This is a genomic window from Pseudomonas sp. zfem001 (assembly GCF_032621725.1).
Lineage (GTDB): Bacteria > Pseudomonadota > Gammaproteobacteria > Pseudomonadales > Pseudomonadaceae > Aquipseudomonas > Aquipseudomonas sediminis.
Genome location: NZ_JAVYJI010000006.1, coordinates 368,211 through 392,204 on the forward strand (window position 1 = coordinate 368,211; position 23,994 = coordinate 392,204).

General features: G+C 61.4%; 24 protein-coding genes. 15 read left to right on the forward strand and 9 right to left on the reverse strand.

The features are described 5' to 3' along the window. Positions 1-68: 68 nt before the first annotated feature. Complete coding sequence (locus tag RTH74_RS20235; RefSeq protein ID WP_316915834.1) at positions 69-1,286, forward strand: YihY family inner membrane protein; 1,218 nt, start codon at positions 69-71, stop codon at positions 1,284-1,286. Positions 1,287-1,746: 460 nt separating this feature from the next. On the opposite strand, the gene RTH74_RS20240 is transcribed toward RTH74_RS20235, so the two are convergent. Continuing rightward, the gene (locus RTH74_RS20240; RefSeq protein ID WP_099523345.1) at positions 1,747-2,139 is read right to left on the reverse strand and encodes a hypothetical protein; all 393 of its coding nucleotides are present in this window, start codon (positions 2,137-2,139) and stop codon (positions 1,747-1,749) included. Positions 2,140-2,253: 114 nt separating this feature from the next. Further along, the gene (locus tag RTH74_RS20245) at positions 2,254-3,660 is read right to left on the reverse strand and encodes a PilZ domain-containing protein (RefSeq protein WP_316915835.1); all 1,407 of its coding nucleotides are present in this window, start codon (positions 3,658-3,660) and stop codon (positions 2,254-2,256) included. A gap of 30 nt (positions 3,661-3,690) precedes the next feature. Between RTH74_RS20245 and RTH74_RS20250 the strand changes: the two genes are divergently transcribed. The 5 genes from RTH74_RS20250 (at position 3,691) to RTH74_RS20270 (ending at position 8,279) form a co-directional block, all read left to right on the forward strand. Then, positions 3,691-4,167: a TlpA disulfide reductase family protein gene (locus tag RTH74_RS20250; RefSeq protein ID WP_316915836.1), complete on the forward strand. Its 477-nt coding sequence runs from the start codon at positions 3,691-3,693 to the stop codon at positions 4,165-4,167. A 97-nt stretch (positions 4,168-4,264) separates the two neighbouring features. Then, on the forward strand, positions 4,265-5,437 hold the full coding sequence (locus tag RTH74_RS20255) for an MFS transporter (protein WP_316915837.1): 1,173 nt from the start codon (positions 4,265-4,267) through the stop codon (positions 5,435-5,437). Positions 5,438-5,549: 112 nt separating this feature from the next. Continuing rightward, positions 5,550-6,155: an outer membrane beta-barrel protein gene (locus RTH74_RS20260; protein WP_075748654.1), complete on the forward strand. Its 606-nt coding sequence runs from the start codon at positions 5,550-5,552 to the stop codon at positions 6,153-6,155. Between the two features lie 67 nt (positions 6,156-6,222). Continuing rightward, positions 6,223-6,900 (forward strand): response regulator transcription factor, encoded by a 678-nt coding sequence (locus RTH74_RS20265; RefSeq protein ID WP_099523335.1) that lies wholly within the window; start codon positions 6,223-6,225, stop codon positions 6,898-6,900. Continuing rightward, positions 6,897-8,279, forward strand: coding sequence for an ATP-binding protein (locus RTH74_RS20270; protein ID WP_316915838.1), 1,383 nt, complete (start codon positions 6,897-6,899; stop codon positions 8,277-8,279). Before RTH74_RS20265 ends, RTH74_RS20270 begins: the two co-directional genes overlap by 4 nt. Positions 8,280-8,291: 12 nt before the next feature. On the opposite strand, the gene RTH74_RS20275 is transcribed toward RTH74_RS20270, so the two are convergent. Next, on the reverse strand, positions 8,292-8,708 hold the full coding sequence (locus RTH74_RS20275; protein WP_316915839.1) for a VOC family protein: 417 nt from the start codon (positions 8,706-8,708) through the stop codon (positions 8,292-8,294). A gap of 41 nt (positions 8,709-8,749) precedes the next feature. Beyond that, positions 8,750-9,748: an AraC family transcriptional regulator gene (locus tag RTH74_RS20280; RefSeq protein ID WP_316915840.1), complete on the reverse strand. Its 999-nt coding sequence runs from the start codon at positions 9,746-9,748 to the stop codon at positions 8,750-8,752. Between the two features lie 163 nt (positions 9,749-9,911). Between RTH74_RS20280 and RTH74_RS20285 the strand changes: the two genes are divergently transcribed. From RTH74_RS20285 to RTH74_RS20305, 5 genes are all read left to right on the forward strand, one after another. Beyond that, on the forward strand, positions 9,912-11,051 hold the full coding sequence (locus tag RTH74_RS20285; RefSeq protein ID WP_316915841.1) for an acyl-CoA dehydrogenase family protein: 1,140 nt from the start codon (positions 9,912-9,914) through the stop codon (positions 11,049-11,051). A 76-nt stretch (positions 11,052-11,127) separates the two neighbouring features. Further along, entirely contained in the window at positions 11,128-12,309 is a 1,182-nt protein-coding gene (locus RTH74_RS20290) for a CaiB/BaiF CoA-transferase family protein (RefSeq protein ID WP_316915842.1), read from the forward strand. A gap of 224 nt (positions 12,310-12,533) precedes the next feature. Then, positions 12,534-13,043: a molybdopterin-dependent oxidoreductase gene (locus RTH74_RS20295; RefSeq protein ID WP_316915843.1), complete on the forward strand. Its 510-nt coding sequence runs from the start codon at positions 12,534-12,536 to the stop codon at positions 13,041-13,043. Between the two features lie 2 nt (positions 13,044-13,045). After that, on the forward strand, positions 13,046-16,087 hold the full coding sequence (locus tag RTH74_RS20300) for a response regulator (protein ID WP_316915844.1): 3,042 nt from the start codon (positions 13,046-13,048) through the stop codon (positions 16,085-16,087). A gap of 144 nt (positions 16,088-16,231) precedes the next feature. Continuing rightward, on the forward strand, positions 16,232-17,668 hold the full coding sequence (locus RTH74_RS20305) for a response regulator (protein WP_316915845.1): 1,437 nt from the start codon (positions 16,232-16,234) through the stop codon (positions 17,666-17,668). Positions 17,669-17,704: 36 nt separating this feature from the next. Here the strand turns inward: RTH74_RS20305 and RTH74_RS20310 are convergent, their stop codons facing one another. From RTH74_RS20310 to RTH74_RS20325, 4 genes are all read right to left on the reverse strand, one after another. Next, positions 17,705-18,199, reverse strand: a complete 495-nt coding sequence (locus RTH74_RS20310) for a SprT family zinc-dependent metalloprotease (RefSeq protein ID WP_206418244.1) — start codon at positions 18,197-18,199, stop codon at positions 17,705-17,707. A gap of 61 nt (positions 18,200-18,260) precedes the next feature. Continuing rightward, positions 18,261-18,923, reverse strand: a complete 663-nt coding sequence (locus RTH74_RS20315; protein WP_279921066.1) for a Yip1 family protein — start codon at positions 18,921-18,923, stop codon at positions 18,261-18,263. 132 nt (positions 18,924-19,055) lie between these two features. Further along, positions 19,056-19,655, reverse strand: coding sequence for a Yip1 family protein (locus RTH74_RS20320; RefSeq protein ID WP_099523316.1), 600 nt, complete (start codon positions 19,653-19,655; stop codon positions 19,056-19,058). A 166-nt stretch (positions 19,656-19,821) separates the two neighbouring features. Continuing rightward, a complete protein-coding gene (locus RTH74_RS20325; RefSeq protein ID WP_316915846.1) occupies positions 19,822-20,415 on the reverse strand; it encodes a DNA-J related domain-containing protein in 594 nt (197 codons plus the stop codon). 101 nt (positions 20,416-20,516) lie between these two features. Between RTH74_RS20325 and ttcA the strand changes: the two genes are divergently transcribed. The 4 genes from ttcA (at position 20,517) to RTH74_RS20345 (ending at position 23,751) form a co-directional block, all read left to right on the forward strand. Then, positions 20,517-21,341 carry a tRNA 2-thiocytidine(32) synthetase TtcA gene (gene ttcA / locus RTH74_RS20330; RefSeq protein ID WP_316915847.1) on the forward strand — a complete coding sequence of 275 codons (825 nt, stop codon included), beginning with the start codon at positions 20,517-20,519 and terminating at the stop codon, positions 21,339-21,341. Positions 21,342-21,461: 120 nt separating this feature from the next. Continuing rightward, the gene (locus RTH74_RS20335; RefSeq protein WP_316915848.1) at positions 21,462-21,593 is read left to right on the forward strand and encodes a hypothetical protein; all 132 of its coding nucleotides are present in this window, start codon (positions 21,462-21,464) and stop codon (positions 21,591-21,593) included. 262 nt (positions 21,594-21,855) lie between these two features. Continuing rightward, positions 21,856-22,920, forward strand: a complete 1,065-nt coding sequence (locus RTH74_RS20340; protein ID WP_316915849.1) for a 3-deoxy-7-phosphoheptulonate synthase — start codon at positions 21,856-21,858, stop codon at positions 22,918-22,920. Between the two features lie 159 nt (positions 22,921-23,079). Then, on the forward strand, positions 23,080-23,751 hold the full coding sequence (locus tag RTH74_RS20345) for a DNA-3-methyladenine glycosylase I (protein ID WP_099523308.1): 672 nt from the start codon (positions 23,080-23,082) through the stop codon (positions 23,749-23,751). Here the strand turns inward: RTH74_RS20345 and RTH74_RS20350 are convergent. Beyond that, complete coding sequence (locus RTH74_RS20350; protein WP_037000031.1) at positions 23,741-23,992, reverse strand: YheU family protein; 252 nt, start codon at positions 23,990-23,992, stop codon at positions 23,741-23,743. The two genes, RTH74_RS20345 and RTH74_RS20350, sit on opposite strands and share 11 nt — an antisense overlap. Between the last annotated feature and the right edge of the window lie 2 nt (positions 23,993-23,994).

Sequence of the window (23,994 nt, forward strand, 5' to 3'; positions counted from 1 at the left end):
GGCTTTGCTGCGACCTTTTTACGCGGCGCATTGTCTGTCTGTTTAGGTTTGAGGGCTAAGGAGAGGTCATGCTGCGTCGTTTGAAGGACTGGATGGGGTTCTGGCTCAGCCTGTATCAGCGTTTCGTGGATAACCGCGGCGCAGGCAACGCAGCGGCGTTGACCTACACCACCTTGTTCGCCGTGGTGCCGATGATGACCGTGACCTTCGCCATGCTGTCGGCAATTCCGGCGTTCCAAGGTGTAGGCGAGGAAATCCAGGGGTTCATCTTCAACAACTTCGTACCCTCCACGGGTGAGACGGTGCAGGAGTATCTGCGTGAGTTCACCACCCAGGCGCGGCAGCTGACCTGGTTCGGCGTGGGTCTGCTGGCCGTTACCGCTTTCCTCATGTTGGTGACCATCGAGAAGACCTTCAACGTGATCTGGCGGGTGCGCCAGCCACGCCGCGGGATGTCCAGTTTCCTGCTGTACTGGGCGATTCTCAGCCTTGGGCCGCTGCTGCTGGGGGCCGGTTTCGCGGTCAGTACCTATATCGCCTCGCTGTCACTGATCTCCGGGCCGGATGCAGTAATCGGTGCCAAGACGCTGCTTGCTTTCACGCCGTTGTTATCGAGCATCGCGGCCTTTACCTTGCTCTATGCCGCGGTCCCCAACACTCGGGTGCCGTTGTCTCATGCTCTGCTGGGCGGCCTGTTCAGCGCCGTGCTGTTCGAAGTGGCCAAGGCGCTGTTCGGCCTCTATGTGCGGCTGTTTCCCGGTTATCACCTGATCTACGGCGCCTTCGCCACAGTGCCGCTGTTTCTGGTGTGGATCTATCTGTCCTGGTTGATCGTGCTGCTGGGCGCCGAGCTGGTGTATGGCCTGTCGCAACCGCGGCACTGGCGCCGCGAGCCTATCCCCAAGGGGCTGATTGTGCTGGTGGTGTTGCGGCTTTTGCTCAAACGTCAGCAGAAGGGCGAGGCTCTGCATTACGGCGACATGCAACGTGCGGGCTGGCGGTTGCCCGAAGACGAATGGACGCAGGTGATGGATTTTCTCGAGCGCGAGCACCTGGCATGCAAGGCCAATGGCGGAGGGTGGGTGCTGTGCCGCGATCTGCACAACTTCTCCCTGTATCAATTGCTCGAGTGCAGTCCCTGGCCATTGCCGAGTCTGTCGCAACTGCCCGCTCAGCTCGATGAGCCCTGGTACCCGGCATTGCGCGAGGGGCTGGAGCGCATGCAAGCGGAGCGTGAGGCACAATTCGGAGCCAGTCTGGCGGATTGGTTGCCGGGGAAGGGCTGAGCAAGCCCGCGTGGTGTGTCGGGCGATGGGGCGCCAGAACGGTGACAAAAAACGTCAGTTTCAGGCGTTGCCTAGTCCTGCCGTGGCCTGGACGCAAGGGGTAGGCGCCAAGGAATGCGTTGTACAAGGGTTGGCACGCTTCTAGCTACTGCAGGAGCAGTTGCTATCGAACTGCCAGCAGGGGCAGGGATCGCTGAGGACGCAGGCAGTAATGACGGTAAAAAACAGCGTAATCCACCTTCATCGACGCGATCCGCAGGAAGCGCTGGCGCGGCTTAACCGAATCACTGGTCTGCACTTTGCGCGTTGGCCTGAGTCGCTGCTCGAACACGTGGTTGCCGAAAACCTGCAGTCAGACGCTGATGATTCAAGCCCGCAGGCTGCACCCAGCCCCGGAGTCTCCTCTGGCTGAAAGCAAAACCCCGCGTCACTGCGCGGGGTTCGATGTTGCCGTTTTGGTTCAGGCCATGGCCTGGCGGCTCTCGCTGTTGGCCAGTTCGACGGCTTGAACGAAGAACTCCTCGACCACCAGGCTCTGCGCCGGCACAGCTGAGCGCAGGCGTACCTGCATGTCTTCTATCTTCATCCGCACCGGCATGCGAGCGATCCCGGAGAGCAGGATCTTGCCGTGGGCATTGACCTTGCCATGGTCGACATTGACCTCGCGGCGCTTGTCCCCGTCGCGATAACTCACCAGCAGCGACACCGGCAGGTTGGCCAGCCCCGGCAATTGCAGCCAGGTGGCGACATTGTATTCGGCCACGCGCCCCTCGTAGGGGGTGACCAGCAGGTGAGCGACGTCGACGATGCGCGAGGGCACGGAGCCAATCAGCTTGTCTTGCGCTTGGGACATGGTGAAATTCCAGGCTGGGTGAGACTTGAGTGCCAGGAATTATAAGCAGCCACCTGTTGGCGAAACTGTGCACTCGGCGGACAGGCCGCGTGACTGGCGTCGCAGTTTTGTATATCAGGCCAGGCGCAGCGGGTGACGGGTAACCGATGAGGTCTGCAGGTTGCCTTCGGGCAGCGGCAAAATCGCTTGGTTATGCACGCTGGCCAGTTGCAGCCATAGGTGCTCGCCGGAACTGAACTGGCCGTTGGGCAGCCACAGGCCGTGGTGCCAGCCGTTGCCCGGTGCCGGGGTGCTCTGCAGCACGCCAGGGTGAGTCTGCGCATTGGGCGCGCGCCTTAGCCAGACCGGCCGTGGTAGGCCTTTCAGATAGCGCAGCCCGAGGTGCAAACCTTCGCTGTTGAGATGACGCCAACGTACCAGGGCCAGTGTCGGTGTGGCATTGGTCAGCAACAGAACCAGTTGCCCGACCTGCAGTTGTCCACCCTCGTTGGCGTTGCACAGCAGGCGCGCGCCGCCCGGGCTGGCGTCGAGAATCTGCGCCTCGGTACGCTGCGGCAACTTGTCCAGCAGCTGCGCATGGATGGCCGGCAGGCCCACCACCAGGCTGCATTGGCCTTCCAGTTCGGCACGTTCATGGCGACGTTGCTGGCGGCCCAGCCAGTGCTGGCGCACTCGTTCGAGCAACTGGCGCTCCTGCGCGCTTTGCAGCGGCGCGGGTTCGTGCAGGGCAATCAGTAGCGCGCCCAGTTCGAAGCGGCGCAGATTGGCAGCTTCGCCTTCGATACGTTGTTCGAAACTGAGGCAGGCCTGTGATTCGCTGAGGTCGACCACCGGACCTTCGGCATCGTCTTCATCGTCCCAGGCTTGCAATCTCGCCAGTGCTGCCAAAGGGGCCAGCGCGCTGAACAGGGCCAGGCATTCGCCCTCATCGAGATGAAATGGGTTGCTCAGGGCCAATAGCAGCATCTGCTGATAGAGCCCGCGCAGGGTGCTGGACGGCTTCGGCTCGAAGGCCGCCGCCACCGGCTCATCCAGACACTGCTGATGTTCGCCGATCCAGTACAGCAAGTGGCTGTCGCGCCAGAGCGTTGCAGGCGGCTCCTGGTACAGCTGGTAGTGGCGCAGCAACTGCTGAGCAAGAAAGTGCTGGGCCATGTACAGGCACCACGCCAGGTGCGGCATCGACGGCTGGCGACCCTGCAAAATTTGCAGTAGCAGGCGTTTGAAACCGATCGCCAATTCGCCGCACAACCGCACGAATAGTGGGCTTGGCGGATGCTGGCGATTGGCAAGGCTGGCGTAATGGCGGTACTCGTCACTGAAGTTTTGCAGCGCACGCTGCCTTTCCAGTAAGGTCAGAGCGCTGCGATTGAGCGAAAACAAAAGGCCCAGCACTTGTTGCAGGCCATGTTCCGGCTCTAGGTGGCGAGCAGCCGCGAGTCGCTGGGCGATTTCCGCCGGCGATAAGCTGTTGTCCTCGCGGATGTCCGGTACTTCCAGGCGCAGGGCATCCAGCGTCATATCAACCCCGGGTGGACGAGGATCGAGTACATGGGCTTAGGGCTCCGGAAATTCGGCAAGGCTGTTTTGAGTATCTGCGCCGGTCTGTTGCTGACGGCTTGTGCCGAAGATTACGGCCTTGATCAGCATGGACGAAAGGTAACGGCTGAGAGCCTGGATGGCCAGTGGCTAGTCATTAATTATTGGGCTGAGTGGTGTGCGCCGTGTCGCACGGAAATTCCCGAGCTCAACGCTTTGGAAGAAGAACTGAAAACCCAGTCGGCGCGAGTGATCGGCGTCAATTTCGATGCCCTGCAGGGTGATGACCTCAAGCGCGCAGCGGACAGTTTCGATATTCGTTTCACCGTGCTGGCGCAGGACCCGGCGGCGCGCTTCGAGTTGCCGCGCAATGACGTGCTGCCGGTGACCTACATTGTCGATGCCGACGGCAAGCTGCGCGAGCGCCTGGTTGGTGAGCAGACGTCGGCAGGCTTGCAGGCGCATCTCAAGCAGTTGCGCGGGCAGTAACACCGAGAAAACCGCCACGTTGGGCAGTCGCAACGATAGGTAGCATGCTAAGCTTTTGCCTCGGCCGAACCTGCGCCGTGCTTCATGAGTCTGCCTGATGTCCGCTACCCATCTTACCCGCGGCAGCGCCGGTTATCGGCGCGCCACTCTGGCGTTGTTCTGCGCCGGTTTCGCCACCTTCGCCATGCTCTACTGCGTGCAGCCGCTGCTACCGATGCTGGCGACGCACTTTCGCGTGTCTGCGGCCAGTAGCAGCCTGGCGTTATCCCTGACCACACTGAGCCTGGCGCTGTGCCTGCTGATCTCCGGCGCGCTGGCCGAGAGCTGGGGGCGCAAGCCGGTCATGGCTGCAGCGCTGGGGTTGGCAGCAGTTCTGGGGATCGCCTGCGCGCTGGTAGAAGAGTGGGGCAGTTTGCTGATTCTGCGTGCGCTGCTGGGGCTGGCATTGAGCGGTTTGCCTGCGTTGGCCATGGCCTATGTCGGCGAAGAATTCGACCCCGAAGCATTACCGGCAGCGATGGGGCTGTATATCGGCGGTACGGCGCTTGGCGGTCTGCTTGGGCGCTTGCTGGCCGGTCTGCTCAGTGACCTGGGCGGTTGGCCCTGGGCCTTGGGCGGCATTGCCGGGCTCGGCCTATTGGCGCTGGGGCTGTTTATCTGGTTGTTGCCGCCTTCACGGCATTTCACTGCCCAGCCGCTGTCCTTGCGCGGGCTGTTGCGCAACTTCGCCTTGCACCTGAGCAACCCGCGTCTACGCGTGCTGTTTGCTCTGGCCTTCCTGCTCATGGGCGGCTTCGTTGCGCTGTTCAACTATGTTGGCTTTCGCCTGGCCGGCGCGCCGTTCAACCTCTCGGCGACGGTGATCGGCCTGTTGTTCACCGTCTACCTGCTGGGCATCTTCAGTGCCGGTTGGGCGGGCCGCCTGGTGCCACGCTTTGGCGCACGCCAGGTGTTGCACGGTGGGATCGGCTTGATGTTGTTGGGTGTGGCCTTATGTGCGATGCCCTGGTTGAGCGCTGCGGTGATCGGGCTGGCGCTGTTCACCCTGGGTTTCTTCGCGGCTCATGCGGTTGCCAGCGGGCAGGTCGGTATCCACGCGCAGGGGGCCAAGGCGCAGGCATCGGCACTGTACCTGTGTGCCTATTACCTCGGCTCCAGCCTGGTGGGCTACGTCGGTGGTTATGTCTGGGAGCACGCCGGTTGGCTGGCGTTGCTGGCTGTGCTTGCCTCGTTATTCGTCGCGGCAGGGGCTCTGGTACGGCGTATCTAGGCTGTTTGTCGCTCGTTCAGTGCAGGTTCAAGGAGGGTTCAGGAGGGATTCAGTAGTCTTCCCGCAGACTTGTTGCCGAGTTGATCAAAACTGCAACGAGAGGAAGGATTCAATGAAAATCACCCTGAACCGTATCGCATTCGCTACCTGCCTGGCCCTGGGCGCAACCGCTGCCCAAGCCAATGACAATTTCGTCGGCCTGACCTGGGGTCAGACTGACAACAACATTCAGAAGTCCAACGCGCTGAATGCCAATCTCGGCAATCCCAAGTTGGACAAAGTGATCAATGGTGAGGGCACCTGGGGTGTCCGCGCCGGCCAGAAGACTGCTGACGGTCGCTACTACGCGACCTACGAGAATGTCTCCGACAGTCACAATGGCTACAAACTGCGTCAGCAGAATCTGCTCGGTAGCTACGACATGTTCGTCCCGCTGGGCAGCAACAACACCAAGCTGTTCGGTGGTGTAACCGCCGGCCTGGTCAAGCTCGAGCAGGAAAGCCGCGGCTTCTCCCGCGACAGCGACATCGGATTTGCTGCAGGTTTGCAGGCCGGTATCCTGCAGGAACTGAACAGCAATACCTCGATCGAAGCCGGCTATCGTTATCTGCGTACCAACGCCAGCACAGAAATGGCACCGCGTGGTGAAGGCAAGGCCGGGTCGCTGGACCTGCATAGCAGTTCGCAGCTCTACCTCGGCGCCAACTTCGCCTTCTGATGGCGGCTTAGCGTTACCAGGCCGGGCTTCTGCCCGGCCTTCGTACAACTAAAAAGGGGGACAACTCATGAAATTGCTGGTGGTGGAGGATGAGGCGTTACTGCGTCACCATCTGTTCACTCGCCTCAGTGAAAACGGGCATGTGGTGGACGCCGTGCGCACCGCCGAAGAAGCACTGTACCGAGCTGAGTCCTTCAATCATGACCTGGCCCTGGTCGATCTCGGTCTGCCGGGTATGAGCGGTATCGACCTGATCCGTGAGCTGCGCAGTCAGGACAAGAATTTTCCGATCCTGATCCTTACCGCGCGCGGTAACTGGCAGGACAAGGTCGAAGGGCTGTCCTGCGGCGCTGACGACTATGTGGTCAAACCGTTCCAGTTCGAAGAGTTGGAGGCACGCCTCAACGCGCTGCTGCGACGCTCTTCCGGCTTCACCAAATCGACCATCGAGGCGGGGTCGCTGGTGCTGGACCTCAATCGCAAGCAGGCCACAGTGGATGAGCAGTCGCTGCAGTTGACTGCCTACGAGTACCGCATTCTCGAATACCTCATGCTGCATCACCAGCAGGTGGTCGCCAAGGAACGTCTGATGGAGCAACTCTATCCGGGCGACGACGAGCGTGACCCCAACGTCATAGAGGTGCTGGTCGGTCGTCTGCGGCGCAAGCTGGAAGGTGTGCTTGGCGGCAAACCAATAGAGACAGTGCGCGGCCAGGGCTACATGTTCAACGAGCGCTGCAAGTGAGCCGAGCGCGCGCCGCTCTGCGCAAATTGCGCATACGTTTCGGCTCGCTGAGGCTGCGCCTGATGCTGGCCAGTGCCGCGTTGGCAATGTTGTTCATGCTGTTGCTGATGCCAGTCTTGCAGGGCGTGTTTCTCATGGCCCTGGAGCAGACCGTGGAGAAACGTCTGGCCTCCGATGCGGCTGCGCTGATATCTGCCGCCCGCATCCATGACGGCCAGTTGCACATGCCGGACAAGATGCCCGACGAGGAATTCGACAACCTCGACTCGCACCTGTTGGGCTTCATCTTTGATCGTGAAGGCCAGATGATCTGGCGCTCACGCTCCTCCATCGACGAGTTGGTGCGCTACCTGCCGCGCTACGACGGTCGCGGCCACGAGTTCATCCGCATTCGCGACGACAGCGGCCAGGAATACTTCGTATACGACGTGGAAGTGGATTTGCTGCGCGGCGACCAAACCGCGCTGAGCATCGTGACCATGCAGCCGACGCGCGAATACCAGGGGCTGTTCAACGGCTTTGCCTGGCAACTGCGTCTGTGGTTGGGCATCGCCTTGCTGGTGTTGCTGGGCCTACTGTGGTTTGGCCTGACCTGGGGTTTTCGCAGCCTGCGCGGCCTCAGCGACGAGCTCGATGGCGTGGAAGCGGGCACCCGTCAACGTCTGAGTGATGAGCATCCACGCGAACTGCTACGCCTGACCAATTCCCTCAACCGCCTGCTCGACAGTGAGCGGCGTCAGCGCGAGCGATATCGCGACTCGCTGGAAGACCTCGCCCACAGCCTTAAAACACCACTCAGCGTGTTGCAGGGCATCGGCGAAACCCTTGCCGTTCAACACGAAAATCGCGAGCAGGCGCAGCTGATGCAGGCGCAGATCGAACGCATGAGCCAGCAGGTCGGCTACCAATTGCAGCGCGCCAGCCTGCGCCGCAGCGGCCTGGTACGTCATCGCGAGCAGGTCTGGCCGGTGCTCGACGGCTTGTGCCGCTCGCTGGACAAGGTCTACCGCGACAAGCGCGTCGAAGCGACACTGGAAGTGCCCGAGCACAGCCAGATCACCATGGAACGTGGCGCGCTGATGGAGCTGCTCGGCAACCTGCTGGAGAACGCCTACCGCCTCTGTCTGCAACGCGTACGCGTCAGGCTGCAACCGCTGGCAGGCGGCTGCCTGATCACCATCGAGGACGACGGCCCCGGTGTACCGCAGCAACAGCGAGAGCGGGTGCTACAACGCGGCGAGCGTCTGGATGCGCAGAACCCGGGGCAGGGCATCGGCCTGGCGGTGGTAGAAGATATCGTCGAAAGCTACGACGGTGAGCTGAGCCTGGAAGATTCGGAACTGGGCGGCGCCTGTTTCAGGGTGCGGTTGTACGACTGAGTCGTGACCGACTCAAACGGCCCATTGCGGGTTCCACACCACTTCCCAGACGTGACCGTCCGGGTCCTGAAAGTAGCCGGCGTAGCCACCCCCAAATGTTGTGTGGGCCGGCTTGATGATCGCCGCGCCCGCCGCCTTGGCCTGTCTCATGAGCGTATCGACTTCTTCTGCACTGGCCACGTTGTGACCAAGCGTCATCTCGGTAGAGCTTCTGGGATGTACGGCTAGGCCGGTGTCATGCGCAATGCTGGCGCGCGGCCACAGCGCTAGACGCAGGCCCGCCTGCATCTCGATGAAAACCACTGCGCCATGTTCGAATTGCTGGCCGACTATGCCTTCTGTCGCGAAACCCAAACCATCACGATAGAAACTTAGTGAAGCCTCAAGATCCTCTACCCCCAGGGTGATAACGCTTACACGAGCTCTCATTCGATCTCTCCCGCTACTGATTCGGTCCAGGTTCGTGTGGTTTAACCTTCCTGCGCGCGATAGGCCCCTGGCGTTAGCCCCGTCCATTTCTTGAACGCGCGGTGAAAGGCCGAGGGTTCGGAGAAGCCGAGTTGTTCGGCGATGTCCTGAATCGCCAGTTCGTCGCGGCCCAGGTGGTAGATGGCCAGGTCGCGGCGCAGGTGGTCCTTGAGCTCCTGGAAGCTGGTGCCTTCTTCGCGCAGGTGACGACGCAGGGTTTGCGGGCTGGTGTGCAGGTGTTGGGCGACCTGTTCCAGGTCGGGCCAAGTGCGGCAGTCGCGGCCGAGCAGGCGACGAATCTGGCTGATCAGGCTGTCGCCGCCGTCGGGGCGGGCCAATAGGTCGGCGGGGGAGTGCTGGAGGAATTGCTTGAGCGTGCGTTCGTCCTGCAGCAACGGCATGGTCAGGTAGCGGGCGTGGAACAGCAGGCTGTTTTGCCCGGCGGCAAAGCGTCGGCTGCAGGGGAACAGCAGTTCGTATTCGGCGGCATGCGCGGGTTCGGGGTAGGCGAAGGTGGCTTCTTCCAAACGGATGCGTTGGCCGATCAGCCAACTGCCCAGGCGGTGCCAGATCACCAGCAGGCTCTCCACGAGAAAATGATCCGGGTCCCACAGCGTGCTGTCGTCGACGCTCAGCCGCGCCCAGTCGCCTTCGCGTTGCAGGCTGATGCTAGGAGCGTCGGGAAACAGGCCGTAGAACATCGCACCACGGCTCAGGGCTTTTTCCAGGCTGCGGCAGTGGATGATGGCGTGACCCATCATGGCGAAGGTGCCGCGTTTGCTCGGCTGGCGACCGAAGCCCAGGTATTCGTCGTCTAGCGCTTCCCACAGCAGTTGCATCAGGCGGGAGAATTGTTCCGGGGCGATGCGTGCGCGCGGTTCGACCAGCACGGCGCTCTGGATGCCAGCCTGACGCAGTATCAGGTCGCAGGCCAGGCCATGGCGGTCCGCACCGCGCAGGGCGGCACGGACGAAGTGGCTGGCAATGGTGCGTTCGCGCATGCTGGGTTTCCGAAAGCGAGGGTGGCCGATGGTAGGCAGTTGCTCCCAGTCAGGGCAAGCCAACCGAGCGATTGGGTCAACCGAGGCTGAGCGCATGGGTCATTGAGGGGCGGCGGGACGGCCCTTAACCTCAAGGACATAACAACAGCGGAGGATCCGCCCCATGCAACGCAACCATTTCGACACCGAGCACAACCTGTTCCGCGACGCCTTCGCTGCGTTTCTCGATAAAGAGGTGGTGCCGCATCAGGAAGCCTGGGAAGAGGCTGGGGTGGTGGATCGCAGCGTGTGGCGCAAAGCCGGCGAGATGGGGTTTCTGCTGCCCTGGGCGGACGAGGAGTACGGCGGTGCCGGGCTCAAGGACTTTCGCTACGAACAGATCATGTGCGAGGAGCTGGCGCGCATCAACGAACCAGGGTTCATGATCCCGCTGCACTCGGCGCTGTGCGGTCCCTATATCGCCGAGTACGGCAATGCCGAGCAGAAGGCGCGGCTGCTGCCGGGCATCATCAGCGGTGAAACCATCCTGGCGGTGGCGATGACCGAGCCATCTGCCGGCTCGGATCTGGCCGGCATGCGCACCACGGCGGTGGACAAGGGCGATCACTGGTTGCTCAACGGCTCCAAGGTGTTCATCTCCAATGGTTATCTGGCCGATGTGGTGATCGTCGCGGCCAAGACCGACCCGGCCAACAAGCACGCCATGGGCCTGTTTCTGGTGGAGCGCGGCATGCCCGGTTTCGAGCGCGGCAAGAAGCTGAAGAAACTCGGCATGCACAGCCAGGACACCGCCGAGCTGTTTTTCAATGACGTCAAGGTGCCCAAGGACAACCTGCTGGGCGACGCCAAGAGCGGCTTCTTCTACCTGATGAACATGCTCGCCCAGGAGCGTCTGACCAATGCCTGTGGCGCAGTGGCCGGCGCCGAGGCTGCGTTGCAGACCACCATCGAGTACGTCAAGGAGCGCCACGCGTTCGGCCGCCCGGTGGCGCATTTTCAGAACACCCGCTTCAAGCTGGCGGAAATGCGCACGCAGGTCGACGTGGCGCAAGTGTTCACCGACCGCTGCGTGATGGACCACAACCAGAGGAAGCTCACTCCCGAAGTGGCTGCCGAGGCCAAGCTGTTCACTACCGAACTGCTCGGCAAGGTGGTCGACGAGGGCGTGCAGCTGCACGGCGGCTGGGGCTACATGTGGGAGTACCCGATCTGCAAGATGTACGCGAATGCGCGTATCCAGCGCATCTTCGCCGGCACCTCGGAGATCATGAAGGAGATCATCAGTCGCGGGATGAAGCTGTAGGCGAGCCTTTCATCTACCCTTGTAGGGGGGCTACGAACCTGCCCGCACTACGCCAAGCATCGCATCTGGAGTCACCATGTCCGGCCCGTTGTCATCGCTGAAGATTCTCGATTTTTCCACGCTGCTGCCTGGGCCGTTCGCCTCGTTGCTGCTGGCCGACATGGGCGCCGAGGTGCTGCGGGTGGAGTCGCCCACGCGCATGGATCTGGTACGCGTGCTGCCGCCGCACGATGGCGGAACCTCCACCAGTCATGCCTACCTTAACCGCAACAAGCGCAGCATCGCCCTGGACCTTAAGCGGCCAGAGGCCGTTGAGGTGGTCAAGCAACTGGTTGGCGAGTACGACATCGTGCTCGAGCAGTTCCGCCCCGGTGTGATGGACAAGCTGGGCGTCGGTTACGAGGCGCTCAAGGCGATTAACCCGCGGCTGATCTACGTGTCGATCACCGGTTATGGCCAGAGCGGGCCGTACCGCGACCGTGCCGGGCATGACATCAACTACCTGGCGCTGGCCGGTATCGCCAGCTATACAGGGCGCCGCGACAGTGGCCCGTTACCGCTTGGCGTGCAGTTGGCCGACCTGGCAGGTGGCTCGCTGCATGGCGTGATCGGCCTGCTCGCGGCGGTGGTGCAGCGCCAGGTTACCGGCCTGGGACAGCAGGTCGACGTGAGCATGACCGACTGCGCGTTCAGCCTGCACGGCATGGCAGGGGCTGGCTACCTGGGTGCCGGCGTCGAGCCTGACATGGAAAACCAGGCGCTCAATGGCGGCAGCTTTTACGACTACTACCGTACCCGCGACGGTCGTTGGTTCTCCGTTGGCAGCCTTGAGCCGCAGTTCATGCAGCAGTTCTGCGCCGCCATCGGCCGCCCCGAGTTAGCGGCGCGTGGTTTGTCACAAAAGCCCGAGGACCAGCGCGCGCTCAAGCGCGAGATCGAGATCGAGTTCGAGAAGCGCGATTTTGCGCAATGGTGCGCGGTATTCGCCGAGCTGGATGCTTGCGTCGAGCCGATGCTGCCGCTGTCCGAAGCGGTGCAGCATCCGCAGATCAGGGCGCGCGAACTGGTCGTCGAGGTGCCGCGCGAAGGCTTGCCGGCGCAGGCGCAACTGGCCTGTCCACTGAAGTTCTCCGAAGGGTTACCACCGCCAAGGCATGTCGGTACGGCAGTTGGCGCGCATACCGCCGAGGTGCTGGCTGAGCTGGGCTACGACGCCGAACAGATCGCTCAGCTCAAGGCCGCCAGAGTGACGGTTTGATCGCCGTAAGAAATGGGGATGTTTCGTTGACGTCAAATTAGTCGCGAATTGACTGGTGCTAGCCTGCAATCTCAGGCATTAATTCAGGACTGCCGACGCTCAAGCTGATCAAGAATTTGTTCCAAGCCATTCATCGACCCGTTTACGCGTGGTGTGGAAGGCACAGGAGGGGATTGACGGTCTTTCGTGCGTACTCTGAATAATGGATATGAGAGGAGCCGCCCGTGCCTACAAACCGCTATCGTCTGCACATGTTGGTGTTCGTCGCCGCGCTGCTGTTCTCCGGCTTCAGTCATGCGTTAGACAAGCCCAGCGGCCCAGTAATCCTGCGTATCACCGGCGCGGTCAGTCAACCCAACAACCTGCAGCAGGCGCATTTCGATATGTCCATGCTGCATGCGTTCGAGCAGCACAGCTTCACCACGCAAACGCCCTGGTACAACGATCCGGTTACCTTCAGCGGGCCGTTGCTGCGTGACGTATTGGCTGCTGCCGGGGCCAAGGGCGAAAGCATGTCTGCTGTCGCACTGAATGACTACCGCACCGAGATCCCCTTTCAGGACGCCATCAAATACGACTTGATCGTCGCCACGACCATGAATGGGCAAGCCATGTCGGTGCGTGAGAAGGGCCCGCTGTTCCTGGTCTATCCCTTCGACAGCAAGGCCGAGCTGCAAGCCGCGACGTTCTACAACCGCTCCGCCTGGCAATTACGTTCGCTGCAGATCAAGTAAGCATGCACAGATTTCGTCTGCTGTGGGTGCTGGTCGCTGGCCTGGTCTTCCTGTACCTGGCCATCGGCGCCATTCTCGTGCATCAGTACCGCAGCCTGAGCGAGGTGATGCGCAGCGGCGATGACAACGCGCTCTGGGCCTTCGCCCAATTGGGCACGGAATATCAACGCCTCGACCACGCGCTGCATACCTATATCCTTGATCCTGTGGTGCCGCGTCGTAATCATTCATCGGACAAACAGGGCAGTATCGGCATCGATGAATTGCGCTTGCGCTATGACATTTTCGTCAGCCGTATCACCACCATCAAGACGGACTCGGCCATGCGCCTCATGGGCCAGGAGCCGGTCTATCAACATACGCTGCAGGCCATCGAGGCGTTCATCGACGAGAGCGATCGTGCGCTGGACGCATTCGCCCGACAGAGCAAACCACTGAATGCGGTGCAGTTGCGTGAACAGTTGCAGGCGCTGCAGGACGATATCCAGGAGCTGGTCTACAGCTCGGCGCAATTGGCCGCCCAAGCGGTGGATGAGCGTAACGGCGAGTTTCGCCATCAGGTGGTGGTGACCACCGCGCTGACTTTGTTCCAAGGTGTGCTGACGTTCTTCTTTGGCTTGGCCATGTTGCGCCAGTCACGCCAGCGTGTACGTGCCCAGCGCGAGTTGCTTGCTGCGCAGGGCCGGCTGGTAGATGCCCTGCAGGAGAACGAAGAAGTGCTAGAAGGGCGCGTGCAGCAACGCACACAGGAGCTGGCCGAAGCCAACCAGGCTCTGCTCGAACATGAAGAAGAGCTGCAGGTTGCACGGGCCAAGGCCGAGAGTGCTTCCCAGCTCAAGTCCGACTTCCTGGCCAATATGAGCCATGAGATACGCACCCCGATGAATGCGGTGATCGGCATGAGTCACCTGTTGCTCGGCACCGCTCTGAACGCCAAGCAGCGCGATTACGCCGAGAAGGTTCAACGCTCCGGTCAGCACCTGCTGAGCTTGATCAATGACATTCTCGATCTGAGCAAGATCGAAGCCGGCAAGCTGGATGTGGAATCCGTGCCTTTCGAGTTGCAGGCCGTGCTGGAGAACATGGCCAGCCTGATCGGCGAGAAATGCGCGAGCAAGGACCTGGAGCTGATTTTCGATATCGACCCTGCCTTGCCGACCAGCCTGGTCGGCGACCCGCTGCGTCTGGGACAGATCCTGATCAATTACGCCAACAATGCGGTGAAGTTCACAGAGCGTGGTGGGATTGTGATTCGTGCCCAACTGCTGGAGCAGGACGAGCAGGGCATCCGAGTGCGGTTTGCCGTCGAGGACTCCGGTATCGGCCTGTCGCCGGAGCAGCAGGCGCGGTTGTTCCAGTCATTCCAGCAGGCTGACAGTTCCACCACACGAAAATATGGCGGTACCGGCCTGGGGCTTGCTATCTCGCGCAGGCTGGCCGGGCTGATGCAGGGTGAAGTGGGTGTCGAAAGCGTACTGGGGCAGGGCAGTACCTTCTGGTTTACCGCCTGTTTGGGCATCGCGACCGAGAAACCGATGCCGGTGCTGCTGCCCAGCCCGGATCTGCGCAACCGGCGGGTGCTGGTGGTCGATGACAATCCGCAAGCGTTGCAGATCCACTCAAGTTTGCTGCGCTCGATGAGTTTCAGGGTGGTAGAGGCCGAAAGCGGGGAGCAGGCGCTGGAGCTGGCTGCGAGGGCGTGTGCCGATGGTGAGCCGTTCGAGGCAGCCTTCGTCGATTGGCGTATGCCAGGTATTGACGGCCTGGAAACCTGTCGTCGTCTGGCCTTGCTCGAGCCAGCGCCGCAGCCGGTGATCGTCACTGCCTATGGCCGCGAGGAAGTGTTCCACGAGGCCGAGCAGGCGGGTATCCCGTTATTGCTGGTCAAGCCGGTAAGCCCTTCATTGCTGTTCGATGCGGCGATTCGGGCGTTGGGTGGCAGCACGGCTACCGAGATGCCGCTACGTTCGGTGAGCAAGGTCAGCGTGAATGACCTGGGAGCCTTGCGCGATGTATCGGTGCTGCTGGTCGACGACAATGAACTGAACCAGCAAGTCGGTCGCGATCTGCTGGAGGCCGCTAGAATGCGTGTCACCGTTGCCGAGAACGGCCAGGTGGCGCTGGATAGGCTCGCGGCTGGCGACTATCAGCTTGTGTTGATGGATGTACAGATGCCTGTAATGGATGGCCTCACTGCCACCCGGCAGATTCGTAGCAATCCACGTTGGCGTGATCTGCCGGTGTTAGCGATGACCGCCAACGCCATGATCACTGATCGCGAGCAGTGCCTGGCCGCCGGGATGAATGCGCACCTGGCCAAGCCCATCGACCCGGACGAGCTGTTCGCGCTGTTGTTGCGATGGTTGCCTGCAACTGAAACTTCCGTGGCAGTACAGGCGGCCCTGCCCCCGGTGCAACTGCCTGAAGCGGCTTTCCCTGATATCGCTGGCGTGGATGTGCAGGCCGGCCTGCGTCGTGTGCTCAACAAGCGTCCGGCTTATGAGGCGCTGTTGCGTAAATTCGTGCAGGGCCAAGCTGGTGCCGTAGAAACGACGCGTATCGCACTTGCCGAAGGACTGATTGAAGACGCTGTGCGCGCGCTTCACACCCTCAAGGGCACCGCGGCAACCATCGGTGCCGAAGCGTTGGCCAACCAGGCAGGACAGCTGGAGGATGCACTGAAGCTGGGGCAGCCTGACGCCAGTTTCGACGCCCAGCTCGGTGCGCTGGCTGAGCACTGTGCCGAGTTGATCGACTGTGTGCTGCGGGTACTACCCGCGCAAGCGCTGACAGAGGCTGCCCAGGGTGATATCGACTGGCCACGGATACGTCTGCTGGTTGCGCGGCTGGAGCTTCTGCTCAGTGATGATGATTCCGATGCCATCGAACTGTTCGAACAGGAGGCTGCCTTGTTCAAGGCCGCCCTGGGCGCTTACTTCGTGGCGCTGGAGCGGGCGATCAACAGCTACATTCTGGACGATGCCCTGGCCGCTCTGCGTATCGCCATACAGGGCAATCCGGCGCTGAACGAAGGCGCGGCCTGATGAACGATCCGACAGAGATAGATACACCCGCAGGCCAGGTCATGACCGCTATTGATGCCAAGCGTGACAATCAGATGCTGAAACCCAATCAACGGCCGTGCAGTACATCGCTGCGGCCGCCAGCATGAATGGAGGTGCCTCAACATGTCAGTTCAAGACTCTACCTTGTTGGTCGTCGACAGTGATCCGGCGCTGACTCGGGCGCTGGTCGAGGAGCTGCAACGCCAGGGCTTCTCTCAGGTCTTGCAGGCCAACGACGTGAATGCGGCTGTCCAGCTGCTGCAGCACAAGCCGATATCGCTGGTGCTCAGCGAGCAGAACCTCAACGGTTCCACTGGCCTGACCTTGTTCGAACGCATGCGCAGTGATGAGCGCCTCGCTGAGATCCCTTTTGTGCTGATGTCCAGCGCCATGCAGCGCCAAGATGTGCAGCGCGCCATTCAACTGGGAATCCGTGATCTGCTGGTCAAGCCCTTTACCACCCAGCGCCTTCTGGAACGCATTCAACGCTCCTTGCAGAGTGATGATTTGCCGGCTCGTTCGAGCCCTCAGGCCGAGGGCGAGGAGCGGGCGAGCATCCTGGTGGTGGATGACACGCCGGAGAATCTGCAGCTGCTTGCCGGGTTGTTTCGTGATCAGTTCAAGGTCAAGCTGGCGCACAACGGAGAGAAAGCCATCTCCATCTGTCATTCCGACAACCCGCCGGATCTCATTCTGCTGGACGTCATGATGCCGGACATGGACGGTTTCGAGGTGGCCCGCCGGCTGCGTCAGCATCACGCCTCCGAACATATTCCGATCATTTTCGTCACTGCCCTCAACGACGAACGCTCCCGTGAACACGGTCTGTCGCATGGGGCGGTGGATTATGTGTTCAAGCCCATCGATCCGGCCTTGTTACGCATACGCGTGCGCAACCTGATGCGGCATGTCGAGCATCGTCGGCAGTTGCAGGCCGATCTGGATCAGTTGCTGGAACTGGCAGCCTTGCGTGCGGACATGCTGCACCTGGTCAAACATGAACTGCAGCAACCGCTCAATGAAAGCGGCGAGGTGCTGCGGGCGCTGGCGCGTTCGGGTCTGACTCCCGTTCAGGTACAAGAGGTGCAGCGCGCCGCGCAGAGCATGCAGCAGATGAAGGAGTTGCTCGACATCGCCAGCGAGCAGCTGTCATTGGGTGCTGGGCAGCGTGAATTGCAGCCGGAGAGCATCCGCCTCAACCCACTGCTGCGCGAGCTTATCGCTGAGCTGCGCCAGCGTTATGGCGATCAGGGTGTGGACATTCAACTGGAAACCGCGCTCGGCAGCAGCGCCACCGTGCTCGCTGATAGTGGCCTGTGTCATGCACTGTTCTATCGGGTGCTCAGGCATGCCCACCAGGCCTGCCCGATGGGCAGCCAGCTCAGTCTGGTGATGATCGACGAGAGCCCGGTTCAAGTGAAGTTGGTGTTGCCTTCGCGCCCGCAAAGCAGCAAGCCACTGGCTGCGGCAAGAGCCATGGCGCATGCCCTGGGTGGCGATATACAGCATGGTGACGAGGGCGGCAGTTACAGCATCCGAGTGAACCTGCCGCGTGCTTGAGAGGTGTAATCGTACAGTCAGGTCAGTTGCGCAGAGTCACTCCTGGCGCTGCTCACCGCTAAAGGTCAGCGTCACCTTGCAGCGCCGGCAGTAGTAGCGGCGGCCTTTGGCGACCAGAGCGTGACGCTGGGCGGAGAAGGGAAATTCACCGTCCGCGCAGCTACAACGATAGATGAAGCGACTGACCTTGCGCCGTTCAACTTCATAGCTGTGGCAGCGATGTGGCGGCAGTTCGTAGACGCCGCGCATGATCAATTGCCACTCCTCACCATGCGGCTGGATGCGCGGGCCGAATAGCTGGTGGGCGACCATGTGAGCGACTTCGTGAGGCACGGTCTGACGCAGGAAATCCTCATGGTTGGCGCGGTACAGCTGCAGGTTGAAGCGCAGCTTGTTTTCCGTGAGGTGAGCGACTCCTGCCTTCTGCCCACGCAGCTTGAAGCTGATTTCGGGGCGGGCAAAGCGTTGCTTGAAGAAGGTTTCGGCCTGCTGATAGCAGGCTTCGACGCGGGCATGAATCTGTTCGGGCATGGACAGGCGCTGGTGCAGGCTGAGCGTGAATTATGCCGCAAGCCAGCAGCCAGCGCAGGTATCACTCGTCTCCTGGCGCCTGCATGCGCTCCTGCTGCGTGCCGCGGCTCTGGTCTTCATCGACTGTTCGCTGGTAGTCCGGCTCGAGGGTGTAAGACCAGAACAGAATCATGCTGACCAGAATGGTGACGATCACCAGCAGCCCCACGCCAATCATCGAGGAGGCGTAAAGGAAACCCTGCTGATTGTCGATGCGCATGAAGCGTGGCAGCCCGACATAAATCAGGTAGGCGGCATGGGCGCAGGCTAGTAGCAGGACGCTTATTGCCAGCCAGCGCGTGGGGTAGAGCGCGGCGATCCCGGCGATAAAGAAGGGCGTACAGGCGTAGGCGATGAAACCGATGCACTGGTTGAACGTGGGCCTGGCCTCGAAGGTACGCGACATGTAGCGCAGGAAGTAGCCCATGATGAACACACCGACCAGCGCCGCCAGATACAGCAACACGCTCAACTGCAATGCGCTTGCGAACTCCAGGCGGATACGTTCGTCGTCTACCAGGCTCCAGCCGACCCAATGGGTGCCGATGAACAGGCAAACTGCTGGTAGCAGGCTGAAAAGCAATAGGTAGGGCAGGTAGCTGGCGCTGTTGCATTCCTCGTCCTGGCGAATGGCCGTCCAGGCGCGGTCCGGGCGGGTGAGAAGGGTGTAGAGGTTCGCATACATGGTGTGACCATCCGCTTGGCTGCCTTTAAATGTCCGGCAGCCGTTGCAGCGTAGGGTTCAACCCAAATTTTCTGGGGCATGGCAACGAAAAGGCCGCCCGAGGGCGGCCTGTGGGTTTGTCACTATCGGCTGTCAGCTTGTGTAGACCGGGCCGACGCCCATGCCCCAGAGAATGACCGAGCTGGCGATCATCGCTACCAGCACGACCAAGCCGACCGCCAGTACAGAGCTGGAGAACATGAAGCCTTCATCTTCAGGAATGTTCATGAACGTCGGTATGCCGACATAGAGCAGATAAACCGTGTAGCAGATCGCGACCGTGCCCACGACCATGCCCAGCCACAGATGCGGATAGAGCGCTGCGAGACCTCCGATGAACAGTGGGGTGGCAGTGTAAGCCGCGAATACGATGCATTGGGTCAGGCTAGGATTGGCGTCGTAGGTACGTGCCATCCAGTGGATGAATGCGCCCATCACGGCTACCCCGGCGAGCATCGCCAGGTAGGACATGATGGTCATCACCATCGCACTGCCTTCGGTAAGCATTACTGGTGCTCGGTCACCAATCGCCCAGCCAACCTGGGTAGTGCCGATGTAGGCTGAAATAGCGGGAATTGCTGCAAGAATCAGCACATGGGTCAGGTACATGTGGCTGATGGATTCTTCCTCGCCACGGATTTCTTGCCATTCTTGATCGGGATGGGTGAAGAGCCCCCAAACGTGGTGGATCATGCCAGACACCTCCTTTTCTTATGACGGTCGCCCCCCAGCGAACGCCCGGGACGCGTGTACAGCGCCACCGGGTGTCAGGCCAAATCTATGCGACCTTATGTCGCAGTATAGGCAGGGCCTGGAGCAGGCGTGGTGTCTGGCTTTAGAGCAAATCGCTCTCTAGAAGTCAGTGGTAATAGCGCTCAAGAATTTCCATGGCCAGGTTTATCGACTGCAGCCGCTCTGTGCTGCCGCCTCGGTCCGGATGATGCTCGCTGACCATTTGTCGGTAGCGCAGTTTGATTCGTGGCAGGTCGAGGGTCCGTTCATTGGTCAGTTCGAACAACTCGAGTGCGGCCTGCTTCTCTTCGCCGCCTTGCATGCGCGTCCAGAAGCTGGTCAGCAAGCGCTCGACGTCGCGTTCGTCGGTGCTCTGCAGGTTGCTCATGTCCAGATAGTAGTCACGCAGGGCGTCGCGTTCACTGAGCGCCGCACTGCCTGACTGATAGGGCAGCAGACGTATACACAGCGGGCTGATCTGCAGCAGGTGACTCTTTTTCTGCCATAGCTGCTCGCGCAGGCGATAAAGCGCGTTGAACAGCAGGAAATGAGTGCGAAACAGCACCAGCTTGTCGGCCAGGGGCAGATTGGGGATATGACCGCTGTGGCGATCTTTCAATTGCTGGATCAGGGTGTATTCGGCAATGCCGTCCGGTGCTGCCTGCAGCAGTTGCAGTACCTGCTCGGCGAGGTCCAGATCGGGGTCGAGGTCGTCGTTCATCGGCCGAGCCTAGCATTTAGTTGTCGCTGGGGTGGGGGCGCGGCGCCATTGTGCGTAAAATGTCGCGCTTTCGTTCCCACTCCCTCGGATTTCGACGCACCATGGGCACCCTCTCGGTCAACCAGAACAAACTGCAGAAGCGCATTCGCCGCCTGGCCGGCGAAGCCATCACCGACTTCAACATGATCGAGGATGGCGACAAGGTGATGGTCTGCCTGTCCGGCGGCAAGGACAGCTACACCATGCTCGACGTGCTGCTGTATCTGCAGAAGGTGGCGCCGATCAAGTTCGAGATCGTCGCGGTAAACATGGATCAGAAGCAGCCCGGCTTCCCCGAGCACGTGTTGCCGGCCTATCTGGAATCCGTCGGCGTGGCGTACCACATCATCGAGAAGGACACCTACTCGGTGGTCAAGGAGAAGATCCCCGAGGGCAAGACCACCTGCTCGCTGTGCTCGCGTCTGCGTCGTGGCACCCTGTACACCTATGCCGATGAGATCGGCGCGACCAAGATGGCGCTGGGGCACCACCGCGACGACATTCTGGAAACCTTCTTCCTTAACATGTTCTACGGCGGCACGCTCAAGGCCATGCCGCCCAAGCTGCTGTCCGACGATGGCCGCAACGTGGTGATCCGCCCGCTGGCCTACTGCGCCGAGGCCGATATCGAGGCCTACAGCCAGCTCAAGGAATTCCCCATCATCCCGTGCAACCTCTGTGGCTCGCAGGAGAACCTGCAGCGCCAGGTGGTCAAGGAGATGCTGCAGGATTGGGAGCGCAAGAGCCCAGGCCGTGTCGAGATCATGTTCCGCGCCCTGCAGAACGTGCACCCCTCGCAGCTGGCCGACCGCAGCCTGTTCGACTTCAAGAGCCTGAAGATCGATGACAGCGCTACGCCGCGCTTCCTTGATGTGATGAGCCTGTAGGGCATCGCGGCTGAAGCCGCTCCCACAAGTGACTCGAACCTGTGGGAGGGGCTTTAGCCGCGGCGCTTGCCAGGCCGTAAAGGCCTGGAGTATGGTTCGGCCATCGCTTTGGAGAATTCCATGTCCGCCAGCCTCAACCTCCTGTCCATGCTGCAAGCCGGTGCCTCGCGCGCCGCGTTGGCTCGTGCGCAGTCGCTTGTTGCTGCGGCGTATTACTTCTTTGGGTATTGGTTTAGCTACAGGCGCGCCTGATACCCCACAGGCGGCCTGAGACACCAGGGCCGCCACCAGAGACGTTTTCCAGAAAACCCCCGGTCGGCAACCCGACCGGGGGTTTTGTTTTTTCCGGCCGAAAACGGCCACAGATCGAGGACTCAAAGATGAACCGTTATTACCGCAACTACCGCTACGACTGGCGATTTAGCAACGTCACCACCGCCCTGACACCTTTGCCACGAACACTCAGTTAGCGCCGCCGCGGCATCGACCGCGCCGGCCAAGGAACCGCCAGATCATGAATGCTTCCGTCTCTGCTCAACTCGCTTCCACCGTTACCACCATCGCCCGCCGCAGCGCCCAGCCGCTGCCCAGCCCCGCGGTACTGCGTCAACGCTTGCCGTTGCCTGCCGCGCTTGCCGATACTATCGCCGCCGACCGTGACGCCATTCGCGCCGTGCTCGATGGCACCGATTCGCGCCTGCTGGTAGTCGTCGGGCCCTGTTCCCTGCATGACCGTAGCAGCGCCCTCGAATATGCCGAGCGCCTGGCCGAACTGGCGCCGCAGGTCGACGACCAACTGTTGCTGGTGATGCGCGCCTACGTGGAAAAACCGCGCACCACCGTAGGCTGGAAGGGGCTGCTGTACGACCCGCATCTGGATGGCAGCGGCGACATGGCCGAGGGCTTGCGACAGTCCCGGCAGTTGATGCTGGATATCCTCGAGCGCGGCCTACCGCTGGCCACCGAGCTGCTGCAACCTATGGCGGCTGGCTACTTCGACGATCTGCTCGGCTGGGCGGCCATCGGTGCGCGCACCAGTGAGTCGCAGGTGCACCGCGAGATGGTCAGCGGTCTGGATCTGCCGGTCGGCTTCAAGAACGGCACCGACGGTAGTGTCGTCATCGCCTGCGAAGCCATGCGCTCGGCGGCGCACCCGCATCAGCACTTCGGCATCGATGACCTTGGCCATCCGGCCCTGCTGCATACCGCGGGCAACCCGGACACCCATCTGGTGCTGCGCGGTGGCCACGGCGCGCCGAACCACGATGCCGCCAGCGTGGCGGCCGCGCGTGAGGCGTTGCAGCGTCAGGGTATCGCACCGCGCATCATGGTCGACTGCAGCCATGCAAATAGCGGCAAGGACCCTTTGCGTCAGCCTGCGGTGCTGGAAAGCGTGATCGAGCAGCGCCTGGCTGGCGATGACAGCCTGCGCGGGGTGATGCTGGAGAGCCACCTGTTCGACGGTTGTCAGGCGATGTCCGGTGAGCTGCGTTACGGCGTATCGATCACCGATGGCTGCCTGGGCTGGAGCGGCACCGAAGCAGTATTGCGCCACGCGGCTGATCGTTTGCGTGGGTGAGGGGCGTTGTGCTGTAGGAGCCACGCCTCGCGGCGAATATGCTCAGGCCAGAGGCGCATAGACAAAGCGCTTCGCCCCGGGGCGGGGCTCCTACAGGGCTTGTACTCGGGGGCTTACTGCGTGCAGGCTTCGTCATCCGTTTCATGAAGGATTTGATTCATGCGTGATTACAAGTGGCTGCACGAGTTTTGCCTCAATCGCTTCGGCTCGGCGAAGGCGCTGGAGGCCATGCTGCCGCAGCCGCGTAGCGATGCCGAACTGCGGGCGCTAAGTGATGACCGTTATCTGTCGCTGATCAGCCTGCGCATCTTCCGCGCCGGCCTCAAACACAGTTTAGTGGACGCCAAATGGCCGGCCTTCGAGCAGGTGTTCTTTGGCTTCGATCCGGAGAAGGTGGTGCTGATGGGCGCTGAACGCTTGGAGAACCTGATGCAGGATGCGCGGCTGATCCGCCACCTGGGCAAGCTGAAAAGTGTGCCGCGCAACGCCCAGTTCATCCTCGATGTGCGTCGTGAAAAAGGCAGCTTTGGCACCCTGATCGCCGATTGGCCGGTGACCGACATCGTCGGTTTGTGGAAATACCTGGCCAAGCATGGCAGTCAGCTTGGCGGCCTGTCGGCGCCGCGTTTTCTGCGCATGGTGGGCAAGGACACCTTCATTCCCACCGATGACATGGTCGCCGCGCTGAAAGCGCAGGACGTGATCGACAAGGCGCCGACCAGCTTGAAAGACCTGGCCGCGGTGCAGGCGGCGTTCAACCAGTGGCAGGCCGAAAGCGGCCGACCGCTGTGTCAGCTATCGGTGATGCTGGCGCATACGGTCAATCACTGAGCGATTGCTGCAACGCCTCCAGCCATTCCTTGGGCACGTCACGCTTCATCGCCAGCTGGCATTGCTGGCTGTCAGGGTCGAAGACGATCACTGCTTCGCCCTTGTCCAGTGCGCGACGTACGCGTTGCACGCGGGTTTCCAGCGGGGTTTCATCGCCGTTGTCGGTGCCGTCACGGGTGACGAAGTCTTCGATCAGGGCGGTGAGGGTGTCGGCTTGCAGCAGGTCAGCGGGGATCAGCACAG